General features: G+C 74.0%; 20 protein-coding genes and 2 pseudogenes. 12 read left to right on the forward strand and 10 right to left on the reverse strand.

Annotated elements, in window-relative coordinates; translation table 11 throughout:
• Window positions 1-254 (reverse strand): annotated as a pseudogene (locus HUW36_RS10720) (hypothetical protein); the annotation flags it as partial.
• A gap of 122 nt (window positions 255-376) precedes the next feature.
• On the opposite strand from HUW36_RS10720, the gene HUW36_RS10725 reads away from it, so the two are divergent.
• Genes HUW36_RS10725 through HUW36_RS10735 form a run of 3 tightly spaced genes read left to right on the forward strand, consistent with a single transcriptional unit; the run spans window position 377 to window position 1,571 of the window.
• Window positions 377-679 carry a DUF6158 family protein gene (locus HUW36_RS10725; RefSeq protein WP_174528002.1) on the forward strand — a complete coding sequence of 101 codons (303 nt, stop codon included), beginning with the start codon at window positions 377-379 and terminating at the stop codon, window positions 677-679.
• Entirely contained in the window at window positions 679-996 is a 318-nt protein-coding gene (locus tag HUW36_RS10730) for a hypothetical protein (protein ID WP_174528003.1), read from the forward strand. Before HUW36_RS10725 ends, HUW36_RS10730 begins: the two co-directional genes overlap by 1 nt.
• Before the next feature lie 35 nt (window positions 997-1,031).
• Window positions 1,032-1,571, forward strand: a complete 540-nt coding sequence (locus tag HUW36_RS10735) for a DUF1360 domain-containing protein (protein WP_174528004.1) — start codon at window positions 1,032-1,034, stop codon at window positions 1,569-1,571.
• 58 nt (window positions 1,572-1,629) lie between these two features.
• On the opposite strand, the gene HUW36_RS10740 is transcribed toward HUW36_RS10735, so the two are convergent.
• From HUW36_RS10740 to HUW36_RS10750, 3 genes are read right to left on the reverse strand one after another with little or no spacing between them, the layout of a single operon-like run.
• Window positions 1,630-1,839: a hypothetical protein gene (locus tag HUW36_RS10740; RefSeq protein WP_174528005.1), complete on the reverse strand. Its 210-nt coding sequence runs from the start codon at window positions 1,837-1,839 to the stop codon at window positions 1,630-1,632.
• A 27-nt stretch (window positions 1,840-1,866) separates the two neighbouring features.
• The gene (locus HUW36_RS10745; RefSeq protein ID WP_425487233.1) at window positions 1,867-2,100 is read right to left on the reverse strand and encodes a hypothetical protein; all 234 of its coding nucleotides are present in this window, start codon (window positions 2,098-2,100) and stop codon (window positions 1,867-1,869) included.
• Window positions 2,101-2,140: 40 nt separating this feature from the next.
• Complete coding sequence (locus HUW36_RS10750) at window positions 2,141-3,238, reverse strand: 3-deoxy-7-phosphoheptulonate synthase (RefSeq protein WP_174528019.1); 1,098 nt, start codon at window positions 3,236-3,238, stop codon at window positions 2,141-2,143.
• A gap of 251 nt (window positions 3,239-3,489) precedes the next feature.
• Between HUW36_RS10750 and HUW36_RS10755 the strand changes: the two genes are divergently transcribed.
• Window positions 3,490-3,705 (forward strand): hypothetical protein, encoded by a 216-nt coding sequence (locus tag HUW36_RS10755; protein WP_174528007.1) that lies wholly within the window; start codon window positions 3,490-3,492, stop codon window positions 3,703-3,705.
• On the opposite strand, the gene HUW36_RS10760 is transcribed toward HUW36_RS10755, so the two are convergent.
• Window positions 3,680-4,393 (reverse strand): phosphodiesterase, encoded by a 714-nt coding sequence (locus HUW36_RS10760; RefSeq protein ID WP_174528008.1) that lies wholly within the window; start codon window positions 4,391-4,393, stop codon window positions 3,680-3,682. The genes HUW36_RS10755 and HUW36_RS10760 overlap by 26 nt on opposite strands.
• Window positions 4,394-4,474: 81 nt before the next feature.
• On the opposite strand from HUW36_RS10760, the gene HUW36_RS10765 reads away from it, so the two are divergent.
• The 7 genes from HUW36_RS10765 to HUW36_RS10795 all read left to right on the forward strand — a co-directional run bounded on the left by HUW36_RS10765 (window position 4,475) and on the right by HUW36_RS10795 (window position 12,107).
• Window positions 4,475-5,767 (forward strand): M16 family metallopeptidase, encoded by a 1,293-nt coding sequence (locus HUW36_RS10765; protein ID WP_174528009.1) that lies wholly within the window; start codon window positions 4,475-4,477, stop codon window positions 5,765-5,767.
• A complete protein-coding gene (locus tag HUW36_RS10770) occupies window positions 5,764-7,107 on the forward strand; it encodes a M16 family metallopeptidase (protein WP_174528010.1) in 1,344 nt (447 codons plus the stop codon). Before HUW36_RS10765 ends, HUW36_RS10770 begins: the two co-directional genes overlap by 4 nt.
• 97 nt (window positions 7,108-7,204) lie before the next feature.
• Entirely contained in the window at window positions 7,205-8,227 is a 1,023-nt protein-coding gene (locus HUW36_RS10775) for an aspartate-semialdehyde dehydrogenase (RefSeq protein ID WP_174528011.1), read from the forward strand.
• A 119-nt stretch (window positions 8,228-8,346) separates the two neighbouring features.
• Entirely contained in the window at window positions 8,347-9,036 is a 690-nt protein-coding gene (locus HUW36_RS10780) for a TMEM175 family protein (protein WP_174528012.1), read from the forward strand.
• Between the two features lie 66 nt (window positions 9,037-9,102).
• On the forward strand, window positions 9,103-9,519 hold the full coding sequence (locus HUW36_RS10785) for a CBS domain-containing protein (protein ID WP_174528013.1): 417 nt from the start codon (window positions 9,103-9,105) through the stop codon (window positions 9,517-9,519).
• 156 nt (window positions 9,520-9,675) lie between these two features.
• Window positions 9,676-10,047, forward strand: a complete 372-nt coding sequence (locus HUW36_RS10790) for an SCP2 sterol-binding domain-containing protein (RefSeq protein WP_174528014.1) — start codon at window positions 9,676-9,678, stop codon at window positions 10,045-10,047.
• The gene (locus HUW36_RS10795) at window positions 10,047-12,107 is read left to right on the forward strand and encodes an amylo-alpha-1,6-glucosidase (RefSeq protein ID WP_174528015.1); all 2,061 of its coding nucleotides are present in this window, start codon (window positions 10,047-10,049) and stop codon (window positions 12,105-12,107) included. The genes HUW36_RS10790 and HUW36_RS10795 overlap by 1 nt, the downstream gene beginning before the upstream one ends.
• Before the next feature lie 9 nt (window positions 12,108-12,116).
• Here the strand turns inward: HUW36_RS10795 and HUW36_RS10800 are convergent, their stop codons facing one another.
• A complete protein-coding gene (locus HUW36_RS10800; protein ID WP_174528016.1) occupies window positions 12,117-12,509 on the reverse strand; it encodes a VOC family protein in 393 nt (130 codons plus the stop codon).
• 11 nt (window positions 12,510-12,520) lie between these two features.
• The gene (locus tag HUW36_RS10805) at window positions 12,521-13,174 is read right to left on the reverse strand and encodes an alpha/beta hydrolase (protein ID WP_174528017.1); all 654 of its coding nucleotides are present in this window, start codon (window positions 13,172-13,174) and stop codon (window positions 12,521-12,523) included.
• Between the two features lie 99 nt (window positions 13,175-13,273).
• Between HUW36_RS10805 and HUW36_RS10810 the strand changes: the two genes are divergently transcribed.
• Window positions 13,274-14,026: a lysophospholipid acyltransferase family protein gene (locus HUW36_RS10810; protein WP_174528018.1), complete on the forward strand. Its 753-nt coding sequence runs from the start codon at window positions 13,274-13,276 to the stop codon at window positions 14,024-14,026.
• Window positions 14,027-14,101: 75 nt separating this feature from the next.
• Here HUW36_RS10810 and HUW36_RS10815 read toward each other — a convergent pair whose 3' ends face one another.
• The 3 genes and pseudogenes from HUW36_RS10815 to HUW36_RS10825 form a co-directional block, all read right to left on the reverse strand.
• On the reverse strand, window positions 14,102-14,845 hold the full coding sequence (locus tag HUW36_RS10815; RefSeq protein ID WP_246248060.1) for a hypothetical protein: 744 nt from the start codon (window positions 14,843-14,845) through the stop codon (window positions 14,102-14,104).
• Between the two features lie 74 nt (window positions 14,846-14,919).
• Window positions 14,920-15,636, reverse strand: a complete 717-nt coding sequence (locus HUW36_RS10820; RefSeq protein ID WP_099163935.1) for a response regulator — start codon at window positions 15,634-15,636, stop codon at window positions 14,920-14,922.
• A pseudogene (locus HUW36_RS10825) lies at window positions 15,606-15,991 on the reverse strand (hypothetical protein); the annotation flags it as partial. The gene HUW36_RS10820 and the pseudogene HUW36_RS10825, both read right to left, overlap by 31 nt.

Below are 15,991 nucleotides of genomic sequence, written 5' to 3' on the forward strand. Positions count from 1 at the left end.
GGGTCGGCGGCCGCCGACGGCGGCGGCGCGGTCGACGGCCCGGGCGCGGCGCGCAGCGCGTGCCGCACCTCACGCCACCAGACGAAGACCACGAAGCCGGCGAAGACCGGCCACTCGATCGCGTAGCCGAAGCTCAGCGCGTTGCCCTCGGCGGCCCGGGTCACCTGCCACCAACCCAGGCCGAGAAAGCCCACCACCAGTACGACCATGGCCACGTGGCGGACGATCCACGCCGGTGTCCAGAGCCGCTTCATGCCATCGAGGGTACCGGGACCGCCCGCCGTCTCCGACGCCGCGTCGTAGGTGCGCGGGGTTTGGTGGCACCCCCGCTGGGCATCCGTCTAGTCGCCAGCCCGAACGAGACGAGGGGGCGACGATGACCGAATCGGTACGCCGGGACGCCAGCCCGGAGCAGCGGGTCACCGAGTGGGACGGCGACCACGCCCGCACCACCGGGAGCGGCGACGGTGAGCTGCTCGGCGTGGACCCCGCCGAGCTGGGCGACGAGGACCTGGTCCGGGAGATGCAGAGCCTGCACCGCACCCGGCTGGACACGCTGCGGCACGCCACCGACTCCGCGCTCGCCAACCACCTGCGCCGCACCGCCGAGCTGGAGACCGAGTACCTGGCCCGGCACCCGGGCCGGGAGGTCGACCCGAGCCGGCTGCGGGACGCCTGATGGCCAGCCACGCCGAGCGCGGCATGTCCGCGCCGCCCGAGGTGGTGTTCAACACCGCCACCGACCCGGACCGCTCCTCCGCCTGGCTGCCGGAGGAGCTGCGCCGCTCCGGTGACTGCCAGGTGGAGGTCGTCGACGCCGAGGACATGCGGGCGCGCTGGAGCGCCCGCGACTGGTCCGCGGAGATCGACGTGGAGCCGGCCGACGCCGGCGGCGCCCGGGTGCGCCTGGACCTGGCCGGTCCCGACCACGCCTTGGCCGACGAGATCCTGGCCAACCTCGACCGCGAGGTGGCCGACAACCTGACCGCCGGCTGAGCCCGGCCCGCACGACGCACGAGAGGGAGGCCGGGTTGACCGGGAGTGGCCTGAAGCAGAAGGTGGCGCGCCTGCGCCAGGCGTACGCGCCGCACGAGCACCGACCGCTGGAGGGCTACCTCAAGGCGATGGGTACCTACGCCGGGGTGACCGCGGCCCTGGTCGGGCTGGTCCGGGCGACCGGGCGGCCGGTGCCGGAGCGACCCTCGCCGGGTGACGTGGTGCTGCTCTCGATCGCCACGCACAAGCTGAGCCGGCTGCTGTCGAAGGACGCGATCACCAGTCCGCTGCGGGCGCCGTTCACCCGTTACGACCACCCGATCGGCAGCGGCGAGGTGATGGAGCAGGTCCGGGACGAGGGCAGCCCCACCCGGCACGCGCTCGGCGAGCTGGTGAGCTGCCCGTTCTGCCTGGCGGTCTGGGTGGCCACCGGGCTCACCGGCGGCCTGGTGCTGGCGCCCCGACTGACCCGGCTGGTCGCCACCGCGCTGACCGCGGTGGCCGCCTCCGACTTCCTCCAGATGGGCTACGCGGTGGCCCAGCAGGCCGCCGAGGGCGGGCACGACGAGAAGTGAGCACGGACGGAACGGGGCCGGCGCGCGTGCGCCGGCCCCGTCGTCGTACCGCCGCAGATCAGGTGGGGGTCGTGCCGTGGTCCTCGCCCGCCCAGCCGCGCGAGGTCTCCGGCTCGCGCTCGTCCTCGTCCGCCCCGGTGACGATGTCCCGGTCCACCGCGGTGCGGTCGTGCTCGTTGGCGAAGTCCGGCTCCGGCAGCGTGTCCACGCCCTCCGGGGGCTGGCCGAGCGCCGCCAGGTGCTCGTGCTCGGGCTCGCGGTCGGTCATGTCGGGTCCTCTCGGTCGGGCGGGTGTTCAGGCGACCGTGCCGCCCAGCAGCTCGGCCACCTCGTCGACCGCGTACTCGCCCTGGGGGAGCGCGGCGATCCGGGTGAGCAGCTCGGCCGGAAGCTCGGCGGCCACCGCCCGGCGGTAGATGTCGGCCTGGGTGATCCGCTCCTGGCCGTGGTAGAGGTCGTCGAGCAGGTCGTCGAGCGGCCTGGTGTCCGGCTGCTCGGTCACGGGCGCGTCATCGGTCACGCCGACCACCTACCCGGCCCCGAACCGGTCAAACTCCCCCCAACCCCGCTCAGGCCGGGGTCGGGAGCGAGGCACGGCGCGCGCGGACGGCCTGGGCCAGGTGGTCGAGGACCTCGCCGGTGGTGTCCCAGCCGATGCAGGCGTCGGTGATCGACCGGCCGTACTCCAGCTCCCGGGTCGGGTCCAGGTCCTGCCGGCCGGAGAGCAGGAAGCTCTCCAGCATGATCCCCACGATCCCGCGCTGGCCGGCGGCGAGCTGCGCCGCCACGTCGGCGGCCACCAGCGGCTGGTTGCGGTGGTCCTTGCCGCTGTTGGCGTGGCTGGCGTCCACCACGACCCGCTCCGGCAGGCCGGCCGCGCGCAGCAGGTCCAGCGCCCCGGCCACCGACTCCGCGTCGTAGTTGGGTCGGCCGCCCCCGCCGCGCAGCACCAGGTGACCGTCGGCGTTGCCCCGGGTGTGCATGATCGCCGGGGTGCCGGAGACGTCGATTCCCGGGAAGACGTGCGGCACCCCGGCGGCCCGGATCGCGTCCACGGCGGTGGCGATGCTGCCGTCGGGCCGGTTCTTCATGCCGATCGGCATGGACAGGCCGGAGGCGAGCTGCCGGTGCACCTGGCTCTCCACGGTCCGGGCGCCGATCGCCCCCCAGGCCACGGTGTCGGCGATGTACTGCGGGGTGATCGGGTCGAGGAACTCGCACCCCACCGGCAGGCCCAGCCGGAGCACGTCGAGCAGCAGCGCCCGCGCGGTCCGCAGACCGGTGTTCACGTCGCCCGAGCCGTCCAGCGCCGGGTCGTTGATCAGGCCCTTCCAGCCCACGGTCGAGCGCGGCTTCTCGAAGTAGACACGCATCACCACCAGCAGGTCGTCGGCCACCCGGTCGGCGGCCTCACGCAGCCGTCCCGCGTACTCCAGGGCGGCGGCCGGGTCGTGCACCGAGCACGGGCCGACCACCACCAGCAGCCGGTCGTCGGCGCGGTCCAGCACCCGGCCGACCGCGCGCCGGCCGGCCACGACGGCGTCCGCGAGCGGGGCGTCGAGCGGCAGGTGGTGGTGCAGCAGGGCCGGGGTGGTCAACGGCACGACGCGGTCGATCCGCTGGTCGATGACCCGATGGGCGTCCGGGGACGTGGTCACGGTGGGGATTCCTTCCGCCGACCGCGCCCCGGGGCCGGCGCCCGGGGGTCGAGCCGGCTGCTCGCATGCGAAAGGGCAGGGAATCATCCCTGCCCGGCCGGCTCGAAGAGGAAGTGACGTCAGCTCACGGTCGAGTCACCGGCTCCTCCAGCCGGCTGCCTAAACCATCGATACGACCGCGTCACGTCGGCAAGCCTACCCGACGCCACCGGGAAGTCCCGCTCCGTTCCGCAGAGCGGAACACGGGGTATGGAACGACCATGAGCCACGACCAGAGCGACCAGGACCGGATCTCCTCCCGCGCCCACCTGCTGCCGGAGGAGGCGGCGGCGGGCAGCGACGACCCGGAGGCCCAGGCCGACGCGATCCTCGCCGAGTCCGACCTCCGCGAGGAGGACCGCAACGCCGCCCCCGACACGGTGCTGGAGCACCGCACCTCCGAGGAGACCGTCACCCCGATCGAGCCCCCCGACTGAGCCCGACGCCCCGGCCCCGACGCGACCCCCGGTAGCCGGCGTCCCGCAGCCGGGCCAGCGGACCGGCCAGGCGCAGGCCCGGTGGCACGTTGCCGACCGGGTCGAAGGCGAGCGCGGCGTCCTCCGGGGCGCCGCGTCGCCCGTCCAGGCACACCTCGCCGAACGGTCGCCACGGGCCCACCGCCGAGGCCACCGCGAGCACCAGCCGGGGCTGGTCCGCCGCCACCGCCGCGTCTGCCTCGGCCAGCGACCGACCCAGGTCGGGCGAGTCCGGGTCGGCCAGCGCGGCGAGGAACAGCCGCCGCGTCCCGGCGCGGAACGCCATGATCGACGTGTACGTCCCGGTGAGACGCCGCCGGGGCAGCGGCAGGTTCCGCAGCACCGGCGCGGCGCCGCTGGAGCTGACCAGCAGGTCCACCGGCGGCTCGGGGTCCCGGTGCAGGCGGACCGCCACGCCCAGCACGTCCGGCCAGCCGGCCGGCGTGGGCACCCCCTTGGACAGGCGGACCGTGGCCGGCCACCGGCCCGGCAGGTCCAGCAGCGGCACCCCGGTCGGCGGTCCCGACGTACCCCAGATCAGCACCTCGCCGGCGAAGGTGCGGCCGGCGGGATGGAGCAGCCGGGCGTGCCGGAGGCGGGCCAGCGCGGCGGCGGCCCGCTCGACGGCGGACGGTACGGGGGTGGCCATGCCGCTCGGGTACCCCGGCGCGCGACGACGATGCTCCCCGCGCGTCACCTTTCCGCCCCCGGGATCGGATAGCGTCGTGCCATGCCCGACAGCGGTTACCCCTGGCCGATCGAGACGACCCGACTGGACAACGGCCTGCGTGTGGTGGTGAGTGAGGACCGCACCGCCCCGGCCGTGGCGGTCAACCTCTGGTACGACGTGGGTTCGCGCCACGAACCGGCGGGCCAGACCGGCTTCGCCCACCTCTTCGAGCACCTGATGTTCGAGGGCTCGGTGAACGTGGCGAAGACCGAGCACATGAAGCTGATCCAGGGCGCGGGCGGCTCGCTGAACGCGACCACCAACCCGGACCGGACCAACTACTTCGAGACCGTCCCGGCCGAGCACCTGGAGCTGGCGCTCTGGCTGGAGGCCGACCGGATGGGCGGCCTGGTGCCGGCGCTGACCCAGGAGACGCTGGACAACCAGCGCGACGTGGTCAAGAACGAGCGGCGGCAGCGCTACGAGAACGTCCCGTACGGCGACGCCTGGCTGCGGCTGCTGCCGCTGCTCTACCCGCCCGGCCACCCCTACCACCACGCCACGATCGGGTCGATGGCCGACCTGAACGCCGCCGACCTGGCCACGTTCCAGGCGTTCCACAGCACCTACTACGCGCCCAACAACGCCGTGCTGACGGTGGTCGGCGACGCAGACGCGGCCGAGGTGTTCGCGCTCGCCGACAAGTACTTCGGCGGCCTCGCGGCCCGCTCCGACATCCCGGCCGCCCCGGACGGGCGGACCGTGCCGGCCACCGGCACGCCGGCGGTGGAGACGGTCACCGCCGACGTGCCCGCCCCCCGCGTCTACGTCGCGCACCGCACCCACCCGTTCGGCGACCCGGGGTACGACGTGACCACCGTGCTCGCCACGGTGCTGGGCAGCGGCCGGGGCAGCCGGCTCTACCAGCGGCTCGCCGACGGCGAGCGGATCGCCCAGCCGGACCTGGTCGGGGCGTACGGGGTGGACCTGGCGCACGCCCCCGCGCCGCTGATCGCCACCGCCACCGCCCGCCCCGGCGTGACCGCGGAGCGGCTGCGCGACGGGCTCGCCGAGGTGGTGGACGAGCTGGCCACCGTGCCGGTGACCGCCGCCGAGCTGGACCGGGCCAAGGCCCTGCTGAGCACCATGTGGTGGCGGCAGATGTCCACCGTCGACGGTCGTGCCGACACGCTCGGCCGGTACGCCACCCAGTTCGGTGACCCGGCCCGGGCCGCCGACCGGCTCCCCGGCTGGCTCGCCGTCACCGCCGAGCAGATCGCCGAGCAGGCCGCCGCGCTGCTCGGCGCCGACGACCGGGTGATCCTGACCTACCTGCCCGAGGAGACCTCATGACGCTGATCGCCACCCGTCCCGGCCCCGGCGCCGCCCGCGCCTACCGGTTCCCGCAGGTGGTCCGGCGGACGGTGGCCGGCGGCCAGGTGGTCGCCGCGCACCTGCCCGGGCAGACGCTCGCGGTCGCGCTGCTGCTGCTCGACGGCGGCGCCGGCCGCGAGCCGGTCGGCAAGGAGGGGCTCGGCGCGGTGCTGGCCAAGGCGCTGGAGGAGGGCACCGCGCAGCGGGACGCCACCGCGTACGCGCTGGCCATCGAGGCGCTCGGCACCGAGCTGGTGGCCGGGCTCGACTGGGACTCGTTCCAGGTCAGCGTGCAGGTCCCGGTCGACCGGCTGAGCGCCGCGGTGGAGCTGCTGGCCGAGGCGGTCCGCACGCCCAGGCTGGACCCGACCGACGTGCTGCGGGTCCGCGACGACGAGGCGACCGCGCTGCGGATGGACTGGGCCAACCCCGGCCCGCGCGCCGACGCGGTGCTGCGTGCCGACCTCTTCGGCGCCGGCAACCGGTGGGGCCGCCCGCTCTACGGCGACCCGGAGAGCGTGGCCGCGCTGGAGGTGGACGACGTGACCGTCTTCCACTCCGAGTGGTTCATCCGCCCCGGCACCCTGATCGTCGCCGGCGACCTGGAGCGGATCGACCTGGACGCGCTCGGCGCGACCGCGTTCGCCGGCACCGGCGGCGGTCCGGTCGACCGGGGCGGCCCGATCGAGGTGCCGCTGGCCGGTCGGCGGCGGGTCATCCTGGTCGACCGGCCCGGCTCGGTGCAGTCCACGCTGCGGCTCGGTCACCCGTCCCCGCACCGGGCCCACCCCGACCACGTGCCGATGACGCTGGCCGGCACCGTGCTCGGCGGCGCGTTCACGTCCCGGCTCAACCACCTGATCCGCGAGGTGCGCGGCTACACGTACGGGATCCGGGGCGACTTCGCCTCGTCCCGGCGCTTCGGCCGCTTCGCGGTCACCTCCGGCGTGCAGACCGCGGTGACCGCGCCGGCGCTCGTCGAGTCGGTCGGTGAGGTGTCGCGTACCCAGCTGACCGGGGTCACCGAGGAGGAGCTGGAGGTGGCCCGCTCGTGGCGGGCCGGTCAGCTCTCGGTCGAGTTGCAGAGCCCGCGGGCCATCGCCTCGGCGCTGACCACGCTCGTGGTGCACGACCTGCCGGACGACTACCACGCGCGGCTGCGCGAGGCGCTGCTCGCGGCGACCGTCGAGGAGGTGTCCGCGGCGGCCGCCGCCCACCTGCACCCGGAGTCGCTGACGCTCGTCGTCGAGGGGGACGCGGCGGTGATCCGGGACGAGCTGGTGGCCGCCGGCCTCGGCGAGGTGGTCGACCACACCTGACCGGGCGGGGCGGCGGGACGTGTGATTCCCGTCGCCCCGGCCCGCGCGCTGGGAAAGGCTTCCCGCCCGCCCCGCCCGGCTGGGTAGCCTCGCGGGCATGAGGATCGGCATTGTGGGAGCCACCGGCCAGGTCGGTGGCGTCATGCGGCAGGTGCTGGCGGAGCGCGAGTTCCCGGCGGAGCAGGTGCGGCTGTTCGCCTCGGCCCGGTCGGCCGGGCGCACCCTGCCCTGGCGCGACGGCGAGGTGACAGTCGAGGACGCGGCCACCGCGGACTACCGCGGGCTGGACATCGTGCTCTTCTCGGCGGGCAAGGGCACGGCGCGGGAACTCGCCCCCCGGGTCGCCGAGGCCGGCGCGGTGGTGATCGACAACTCCTCCGCGTTCCGGATGGACCCCGAGGTGCCGCTGGTGGTCGCCGAGGTCAACCCGCACGCCCTCGCCGACCGTCCCAAGGGCATCGTGGCGAACCCGAACTGCACCACGATGGCCGCCATGCCGGTGCTGCGCCCGCTGCACGCCGAGGCCGAGCTGGTCAGCCTCGTCGTCGCCACCTACCAGGCGGTCTCCGGCGCCGGCCTGGCCGGCGTCGCCGAGCTGGACGAGCAGGTCCGCAAGGTGGCCGAGGACGCGAGCGCGCTCGCCTTCGACGGCTCGGCCGTGCCGTTCCCGGCGCCCCGGTCGTTCGCCGCCCCGATCGCGTTCAACGTGCTTCCGCTCGCCGGCTCGATCGTCGACGACGGCTCCGACGAGACCGACGAGGAGCAGAAGCTGCGCAACGAGAGCCGCAAGATCCTGGAGATCCCCGGCCTCAAGGTCTCCGGGACCTGCGTGCGGGTGCCGGTGTTCACCGGTCACTCGTTGCAGATCAACGCCCGCTTCGCCCGGCCGATCGACCCGGCCCGCGCCCGGGAGCTGCTCGACGGCGCGCCCGGGGTGGCGCTGCGCGACGTGCCCACACCGCTGGAGGCGGCCGGCCAGGACCCGACGTACGTCGGCCGGATCCGGGTCGACGAGACCGTCGCGCACGGGCTCGCGCTGTTCTGCGCCAACGACAACCTGCGCAAGGGTGCGGCGCTCAACGCCGTGCAGCTCGCCGAGCTGGTCGCCGCCGAACGCTGAGCCCGGCTCGGCGCCGGGGCGTCGAATCGCTGCGGGGGCGTCCGTGACCGCACGGACGCCCCCGCAGCGGGTATGCGGGCCCGGTCGTCGGTGAACCACGCCGGCGGGCGGGAGGAACCATGGCGGCCGGACGGGACTCGGAGGACGTCGACGAGGTCGAGATCGAGGCCGGGCTGCGCTCGGACACGGCCCGGGCGATCGGCTTCAGCGACGCGGTCTTCGCCATCGTCATCACCCTGCTGGTGCTCGACCTGCGCGTGCCCGAGTCGGCGCCGGGCGGGATGCTGCACTCGCTGCTCGACCAGTGGCCGGTCTACCTCGCCTACGTCACGTCCTACCTGTACGTGGCCGTGAACTGGCTGAACCACAAGGGGACGTTCCACCGGGTCCGCTGCGCCGACCGGGGCCTGCACTGGGCCAACCTCGGGGTGCTGTTCAGCGTGGCGCTGCTGCCCTTCGTCACCGCGCTCGTCTCCCGCGCGGTGGAGAAGGGTGACGCCTTCGACGAACGGGTCGCCGTCGCCGCGTACGCGGTTGTCGGCATCGTCCTCTCGGCGGCCTGGCTCTGGCTCTACCACTACCTGAGCCGGCACCGGGAGCTGCTGCAGGCGGGCGTGACCGCCCGGTTCTTCGAGGCCGAACGGATCCGGGCGGCGCTCGGCGTGGTCGCGTACGCGATCGCCGGCGCGGTGGGGTGGTGGGTGAGCGTGCCGGTGGCGCTGGTGGTGCTCCTGCTGCTGCCGCTCTTCTACGGGCTGACCAGCAACGGCTCCTACGGCCTGCTCCGGCGGCTGCGGCACCGGCGGTGAAGCGGCAGGCGTTACCCGCCTCGGGCGGCGGGTAGACGGCGGTGCCGACACCGAGAGGGGAGCACCATGACAACGGTCGGAGAGTTCATGACGACCCGGTTGGTGACGATGGACGGCAACGACACGCTCACCGCCGCCGCGCAGGAGATGCGCGACAGCGCCATCGGCGACGTGGTGGTGACCGACGGCGACAACGTGATCGGCATCGTCACGGACCGGGACATCACGGTCCGCGGCGTGGCCGAGGACATGAACCCCAGCTCGACCACGCTCAACCAGATCACCAGCAGGGACGTGGTGACGGTGAGCCAGTACGACGACGCGGTCGCCGCCGCCGACCTGATGCGCACCTACGCGGTGCGCCGGCTCCCGGTGATCGACGACGGGCGGCTGGTCGGACTGATCTCGATGGGTGACCTGGCGGTGGAACGGGAACCCCAGTCGGTGCTCGCGGACATCAGCGCCGACGACCCCAACAACTGACAGGTCCACGCGGTGACGCCGGCTCCCGGTTCGGGGGCCGGCGTCTCGCGTACGCCGACCGCCTGCCTCACCCGGATCGGGCGAGGTTGACCCCGGCACCCGACGGGGACCCGTGCTCGGACGGAGGAGGCCGGGATCGCGGGAGGAGTCGGCCGGATGGTGGACATGACCACGAGATTCTTCGAGGACCTGGACCGGCGGGGGTTCGAGCCGCTGCTGGTCAAGACGTCCGGGACGCTCCGGTTCGACCTGCACGAGGGCGCGCAGACCACGCACTGGTTGCTGGAGATCGACCGGGGCAACCTGCGCGTGCGGCAGGAGGACGGGGAGGCGGACACCGTGGTCGGCACCGAGCCCCGGCTCTTCGCCGAACTGGTCGGCGGCGAGGAGAACGCCATCGCGGCGCTGCTGCGGGGCGACATGACAGTCGTCGGTGACCTGCGACTGGTGCTCCAGGTCGAGCGGGTCTTCCCCGGTCCGCCGAACTCCCGGGGGCCGCACCACACCTTCCAGAGGAGGGCCGCCTGATGCCCGGGACCAACACCGTCCGGATCCTGGACGGCAACACCTTCGTGGTCTCCGAGGACACCGGTGACATCGAGGCCACGCCGAGCGAGCCGACCGGCCTCTTCTCGCTGGACACCCGCTACCTGTCCAAGTGGGTGCTGACGGTCAACGGCGAGCGGCTCAACGCGCTGTCCTACGACGACCTCCAGTACTACGAGGCCCGGTTCTTCCTGGTGCCCGGAATGGCCACGCACTACGTCGACGCGAAGCTGTCGATCATCCGTGAGCGGGCGGTGGGTGGCAGCTTCCGGGAGACGCTGACCATCCTCAACCACGACGAGAAGCCGGTCGACCTGGAGATCCGGATGGACGCCGGCTCCGACTTCGCCGACCTCTTCCAGGTCAAGGACGAGATCCTGAACAAGAAGGGCGAGCTGTACTCCGAGGCGGAGTCCGACCGGCTGCGCCTGGGCTACCGGCGCGGCAACTTCAAGCGGGAGACGGTGGTCTCCGCGAACCAGCCGGCCCGCTACGACCGCAAGGGCTTCGCCTGGAGCATCCACCTGGAGCCGAACGAGCAGTGGGACGTGCTCATCGACGTGCAGACGTTCGCCATCGGTCCGGGCGGCCGGGACCTGCGGATGGGGCTGCGCGCGCACGGCACCGAGCGGCTCGCGCTCCAGCACGACCTGGAGGAGTGGATCGACCGGGCGCCGAAGGTGAACAGCGAGCACGGCCGGGTGGCCGCGACGTACCGGCGGAGCCTGGTCGACCTCGCCGCGCTGCGCTTCTCACCGCTGTCCCTCGGCGGGCAGACGCTGCCCGCCGCCGGCCTGCCCTGGTTCATGACCATGTTCGGCCGGGACAGCATCCTCACCTGCCTCCAGGTGCTGCCGTTCGCACCGGAGATGTCGAAGACCACGCTGCGCATCCTCGCCGCGTTGCAGGGCACCCGGTTCGACGACTTCCGGGACGAGGACCCGGGCCGGATCCTGCACGAGATGCGGTACGGCGAGACCGCCGCGTTCGAGGAGCAGCCGCACTCGCCGTACTACGGCTCGGTGGACGCCACCCCGCTGTTCGTGGTGCTGCTCGACGAGTACGAGAAGTGGAGCGGCGACGTCGCGCTGGTCCGGGAGCTGGAACGGGAGTGCCGCGCCGCGCTGAAGTGGATCGACGACTACGCCGACCTGATCGGCAACGGCTACATCTGGTACGAGCGGCGCAACACCGACACCGGCCTGGAGAACCAGTGCTGGAAGGACTCCTGGGACTCCATCTCGTACGCCGACGGCACGCTGCCGCCGTTCCCGCGCGCCTCCTGCGAGGTGCAGGGCTACGCGTACGACGCGAAGATGCGCGCCGCCCGGATGGCCCGGGAGTTCTGGGGCGATCCGGCGTACGCCGATCAGTTGGAGCGGGAGGCGGCGGAGCTGAAGGCGCGGTTCAACCGCGACTGGTGGGTGTCCGACGGTGGTTTCTACGCGCTCGCCCTGGACCCGGAGGGACGCCAGTGCGACGTGCTCAGCTCCAACATCGGGCACCTGCTGTGGAGCGGGATCGTCGACGACGAGCGGGCACCGATGATCGCCAAACACCTGGTGGGTCCCCGGCTCTGGTCGGGTTGGGGCGTGCGGACGTTGGCCGAGGGCGAGGTCCGCTACAACCCGATCGGCTACCACAACGGCACGATCTGGCCGTTCGACAACTCGTTCGTGGCGTGGGGCCTGCGCCGGTACGGCTTCGCCGAGGAGGCGGCCACCGTCGCCAACGGCATCCTGGACGCGGCCACCTACTTCGACGGCAGGCTGCCGGAGGCGTTCGGCGGTTACCAGCGGGACCTGACCAAGTTCCCGGTGGAGTATCCGACGGCGTGCAGCCCGCAGGCCTGGTCGACGGGCGCGCCGCTGCTGCTGATCCGCACCATGCTCGGGCTGGAGCCGCACGAGGGCCACCTGGCGGTGGATCCGCGGCTGCCGGTGGGGATGGGGCGGATCGAGGTGCTGGACATCCCCGGTCGCTGGGGTCGGGTGGACGCGTTCGCCCGCGGCCGGCTGGACCTGCACAAGCTGGGCGACTGAGAACGTCGGTCAGTGCCCGGGTGGCGGCGAGGCGGCGTGGGCCTCGTTCGGCGGCAGCAGGCAGAACTCGTTGCCCTCCGGGTCGGCCAGCACCGTCCACCGGGGCAGTTCGCGCACCACCGTCGCGCCGGCCTCCAGCACGGCGGCCCGTTCCTCCGCGTCGCCGATCAGGTCCAGGTGGATCCGGCCGGGCGCGGGCAGCTCGGCGGCGGGGCTGATCCACAGGTCGGGCCGCCGCCCGTGCGGGTCGCGCAGCAGCACCGCCTCGGTCGGCCCGAGCGTACGGTCGGCGAGCTTCGTCCGGTCCGCCTCGACCACGGGCAGCCCACTGACCGCGCTCCAGAACGGGGCGAGCAGGTAGGGATCCCGGCAGTGGATGACGATCGCGGCGAGGTCGGGCATGCCTGTAGAACCTAGTCGGCCGGGACCTCCGGCAGGACGCCGTCCAGGAACGCGGCGGCGACGGCGCGCAGGTCGGGCCGGGCCAGGTCGAGCGCGTGGCCGCCGTGGGTGAGCCACAGGTGCGTCGGGTGCCCGGCGGAGAGCAGCCGGCCGGCCAGCCCGACCGCCTGGGCGGCCGGTACCGGCACGTCGTCGCGCCCCTGCACCAGCAGCACCGGTACGCCCGAGCCGAGGTGGGTGGCGACCGTCGCATCCGTGGTGGCCGGGTCGCCGGCGGCCGGCGGGTGGCCCAGCAGGTCGGTCCACGGGTCGTCGCCGGGGGCACGGTGGCGCCGCTGTTCCGGGTCGAGCGGGTCCACCGGAGCCCAGTACGCCAGCGCGCCCGCCACGTCGCCCGGCCGGTCCACCCCGCGCAACGCGACCTGGAGGGCGAGCATCCCGCCGGCCGAGTCGCCGCCGACCAACAGCGGCAGGCCGCCCACCCGGGCCGACCGCGCGGCGGCACGGACGTCGTCGAGCTGGGCCGGCCAGCGGGCCTGGTGCGAGAAGCGGTAGCTGGCCGGCACCACGCGCAGCCCGAGCGACGCGAGAGCGGCGCCGTCCTCGTGGGCCCGGGCCCGCCAGCCCCCGCCGTGGATCCAGAGCAGCACGCCGCGTTCGGTCATGGCGTCATCGTGGCGGCGGCCGGGCCGGGGAACCACCCCGATCTGCCCAGGGCAGAGCGGCCCTACGGTCGCGTAACCTACCCGGGGTAAAGTTACCGGATGCCGGAGCTCGTGTACCCGCCCGTGATCACCGCCGCCAAGACGATGTTCCGCGCCCTCGACCTGCGCCTGGAGGTGCAGGGCAGCGACCATGTCCCGCGCACCGGTGGGGCCGTGCTGGCGTCCAACCACGTGAGCTACCTCGACTTCATCTTCTGCGGCTACGGCGCGCACGAGTCCCGCCGGCTGGTCCGGTTCATGGCCAAGGACAGCGTCTTCCGGCACCGGATCTCCGGGCCGCTGATGCGCGGCATGAAGCACATCCCGGTCAACCGGGCCGCCGGCGCCGGGTCCTACGCCGCCGCCGTCGGCGCGTTGCGCCGGGGCGAGGTGGTGGGCGTCTTCCCGGAGGCGACGATCAGCCGCTCCCTCACCGTCAAGGACCTGAAGAACGGCGCGGCCCGGATGGCGCAGGAGGCCGGCGTGCCGCTGCTGCCGGTCGCGCTCTGGGGCACCCAGCGGCTGTGGACGAAGGGCCGCCCGCGCACGCTGACCCGGCGGCACACCCCGATCACCATCCTGGTGGGGGAGCCGATGGACCCGGCCGCCTATCCGGACGGCAACGCCATGACCGCCGACCTGCGTACCCGCCTGTCGGCGCTTGTCGACCGCGCCCAGCGGGAGTACCCGGACCAGCCCGCCGGCCCGGACGACGCCTGGTGGCAGCCGGCGCACCTGGGTGGCAGCGCGCCCACCCCCGAGCAGGCCGCCGAGCTGGACCGGTCGGACCGCCGCTCCCGCAGCACCTCCTGACCGGTCCGCCTCCACGTCCCCGCCGCCCAGGCCCGCCGGGCGGGACGGCAGGACGGCGGTCGGCGGGGAGAGGCGTCAGCAGGCGGAGTCGGGACGGTCGCGGACCGGGAGGTCCGCCACCGGCCAGGCGGGCGTGTCCACCGCCAGCGGGCGGTAGTAGTCGTCCCGGGACAGGAACTCCACCGGCAGCGAGCCCGGCAACGTCACCGCGCCGAGCGTCGGACCGGGGGAGGCGGCCACCCGGGTGGCGAGGACGTCCCGCTCCGGCGGGGACAGGTCCACCAGGTCGGGATGGGCCAGCCGGAAGCCGGCCACCGAGCGGCGCACCTGCCGGGCCAGCGCGGTGACCAGGTCGACCGGGCCGCTGAGGGCGAGCGCCGGCTGCCGGATGGTCCGCAGTGCGTCGCAGACCACGCGCAGCTCCGCCGTGTCGTCGCCGACCTCGGCCAACTCCAGCCGGGACGGCCACTGCCAGCGGATCTGACCGCTGACCAGACGGGACAGCCGGACGGTGCGCCGGTGCCGGGCGCCCGTCCGGCTGTCCCGCCCGGGGACCAGGGACAGCTCGGAGCCGGTGCAGACGTACGCCAGCCGGCGGTCGGTCACCGTGATCGACGCCGGGGCGGGCATGGCCCAGCAGCGTACGTCCTCGGTCGGGCCGAGCAGGTGACCGGCGACCGGCAGCCGGTGCTGGCCGAGCAGCCGCTCACCCGGCTCGGGCACCAGCGCGTAGCGCCGGTCGAGCACGGGCCGGGTGGGATCGTCGTCGGCGTCGAACCGGTGCGGCCCGATGAAGAAGGGTGCGGCGTCCTCCGGCACGGTACGACCTCCCGGTGACGGTTGGCGGTACCGATGAGCCTCGCCGATTCCTGGGGTGATTGTCATGACAGCCGTTAGGGGGTCGGCCGGTCGGCCGACGCCTGCGACCGGTAGATGCCGATATCTTCCGGTCGGACGAGGCCGTCCTCGATCGCCCGGGCGAGGAGCGCCGCCTTGGTGGCGGCCGGACGACCCGCCCGGGTGTACTTGATGCGCGCCCGGTCGACGTACTGCTTCACGGTGTGCTCGCTGATCTGCATCCGCCGCGCCACCGACGCCTTCGACATCGACTGGAACCACAGCAGCAGCGCCTCGCGTTCCTTGTCCGACAGGGACGGACGGTCCGGACGGGCGTCGCCGACCATCGCCCCGGCCAGCGCCGGCGGCACGTACGGACGGTCGCTCGCGGCGGCGAGCACGGTGGCCACGCAGTGCTCGCGTCCCTCGTGCTTGGCCAGGAACGCGATCGCCCCGGCGTCCAGCGCGGCCAGCATGGTCTGCGGGTCGGTGTGCTCGGAGTAGACCACCACCCGTCGCCCGGCCGCGCTCAGCTCGGCCAGCTTGTCGAGCACCATCCGCCCGTGCAGGCGCAGGTCGAGCAGCACCACCTCGGCGTCCGGCGCGGCCCGCAGCACCGCGTCCGGGTCGTCCCCGGTGGCCAGCACCCGCAGCCGCGGCTCCGTGGCCAGCCAGGCGCGCACCCCGTCGATGACCACCGGGTGGTCGTCCACGATCGCCACCCCGATCGCCCGCCCTGCGTTCACGTCCGCCGCCAGCGGGTCTGCGTCCATCTGATCTCCCCGTCCCGCTCGTGCAGATGCTCCACCGGCCCGTCCCCGCCCGTTGGGGCGACTCCGTCGTCCGGGCCGTCGTGGTCCGGTGTGACCAGGCTGACCACCACCTCGTCCGGACCGGCGACCACGGTCAGCCGGGCCCAGCCACGGGCGCCGGCGAGCGTCGCCGTGAGCGGGTCGGCGAGGCCCCGACGCACCTCGACCGGCAGCGCCGGCGGCGTGCCGACCGCGACCAGCTCGATCGGCAGACCGTTGCGCTCGGCCAGGTCGGCGGCGGCGCGCAACTCGTGCAGCAGCGGGTCGGGCACGTCGTCCGACTCGGCGATCAGCCGGCGCAGCCGGGCCGCGGCCA

It is taken from the genome of Micromonospora maritima, assembly GCF_902825405.1.
GTDB lineage: Bacteria > Actinomycetota > Actinomycetes > Mycobacteriales > Micromonosporaceae > Micromonospora > Micromonospora maritima.

What these genes read in the sequence shown, in the direction of transcription:
- HUW36_RS10725 (WP_174528002.1), top strand. Translation starts at nt 377, where the DNA reads ATGACCGAATCGGTACGCCGGGACGCCAGCCCGGAGCAGCGGGTCACC.
- HUW36_RS10730 (WP_174528003.1), top strand. Translation starts at nt 679, where the DNA reads ATGGCCAGCCACGCCGAGCGCGGCATGTCCGCGCCGCCCGAGGTGGTG.
- HUW36_RS10740 (WP_174528005.1), bottom strand. Translation starts at nt 1,839, where the DNA reads ATGACCGACCGCGAGCCCGAGCACGAGCACCTGGCGGCGCTCGGCCAG.
- HUW36_RS10755 (WP_174528007.1), top strand. Translation starts at nt 3,490, where the DNA reads ATGAGCCACGACCAGAGCGACCAGGACCGGATCTCCTCCCGCGCCCAC.
- HUW36_RS10760 (WP_174528008.1), bottom strand. Translation starts at nt 4,393, where the DNA reads ATGGCCACCCCCGTACCGTCCGCCGTCGAGCGGGCCGCCGCCGCGCTG.
- HUW36_RS10765 (WP_174528009.1), top strand. Translation starts at nt 4,475, where the DNA reads ATGCCCGACAGCGGTTACCCCTGGCCGATCGAGACGACCCGACTGGAC.
- HUW36_RS10770 (WP_174528010.1), top strand. Translation starts at nt 5,764, where the DNA reads ATGACGCTGATCGCCACCCGTCCCGGCCCCGGCGCCGCCCGCGCCTAC.
- HUW36_RS10775 (WP_174528011.1), top strand. Translation starts at nt 7,205, where the DNA reads ATGAGGATCGGCATTGTGGGAGCCACCGGCCAGGTCGGTGGCGTCATG.
- HUW36_RS10780 (WP_174528012.1), top strand. Translation starts at nt 8,347, where the DNA reads ATGGCGGCCGGACGGGACTCGGAGGACGTCGACGAGGTCGAGATCGAG.
- HUW36_RS10785 (WP_174528013.1), top strand. Translation starts at nt 9,103, where the DNA reads ATGACAACGGTCGGAGAGTTCATGACGACCCGGTTGGTGACGATGGAC.
- HUW36_RS10790 (WP_174528014.1), top strand. Translation starts at nt 9,676, where the DNA reads ATGGTGGACATGACCACGAGATTCTTCGAGGACCTGGACCGGCGGGGG.
- HUW36_RS10795 (WP_174528015.1), top strand. Translation starts at nt 10,047, where the DNA reads ATGCCCGGGACCAACACCGTCCGGATCCTGGACGGCAACACCTTCGTG.
- HUW36_RS10800 (WP_174528016.1), bottom strand. Translation starts at nt 12,509, where the DNA reads ATGCCCGACCTCGCCGCGATCGTCATCCACTGCCGGGATCCCTACCTG.
- HUW36_RS10805 (WP_174528017.1), bottom strand. Translation starts at nt 13,174, where the DNA reads ATGACCGAACGCGGCGTGCTGCTCTGGATCCACGGCGGGGGCTGGCGG.
- HUW36_RS10810 (WP_174528018.1), top strand. Translation starts at nt 13,274, where the DNA reads ATGCCGGAGCTCGTGTACCCGCCCGTGATCACCGCCGCCAAGACGATG.
- HUW36_RS10820 (WP_099163935.1), bottom strand. Translation starts at nt 15,636, where the DNA reads ATGGACGCAGACCCGCTGGCGGCGGACGTGAACGCAGGGCGGGCGATC.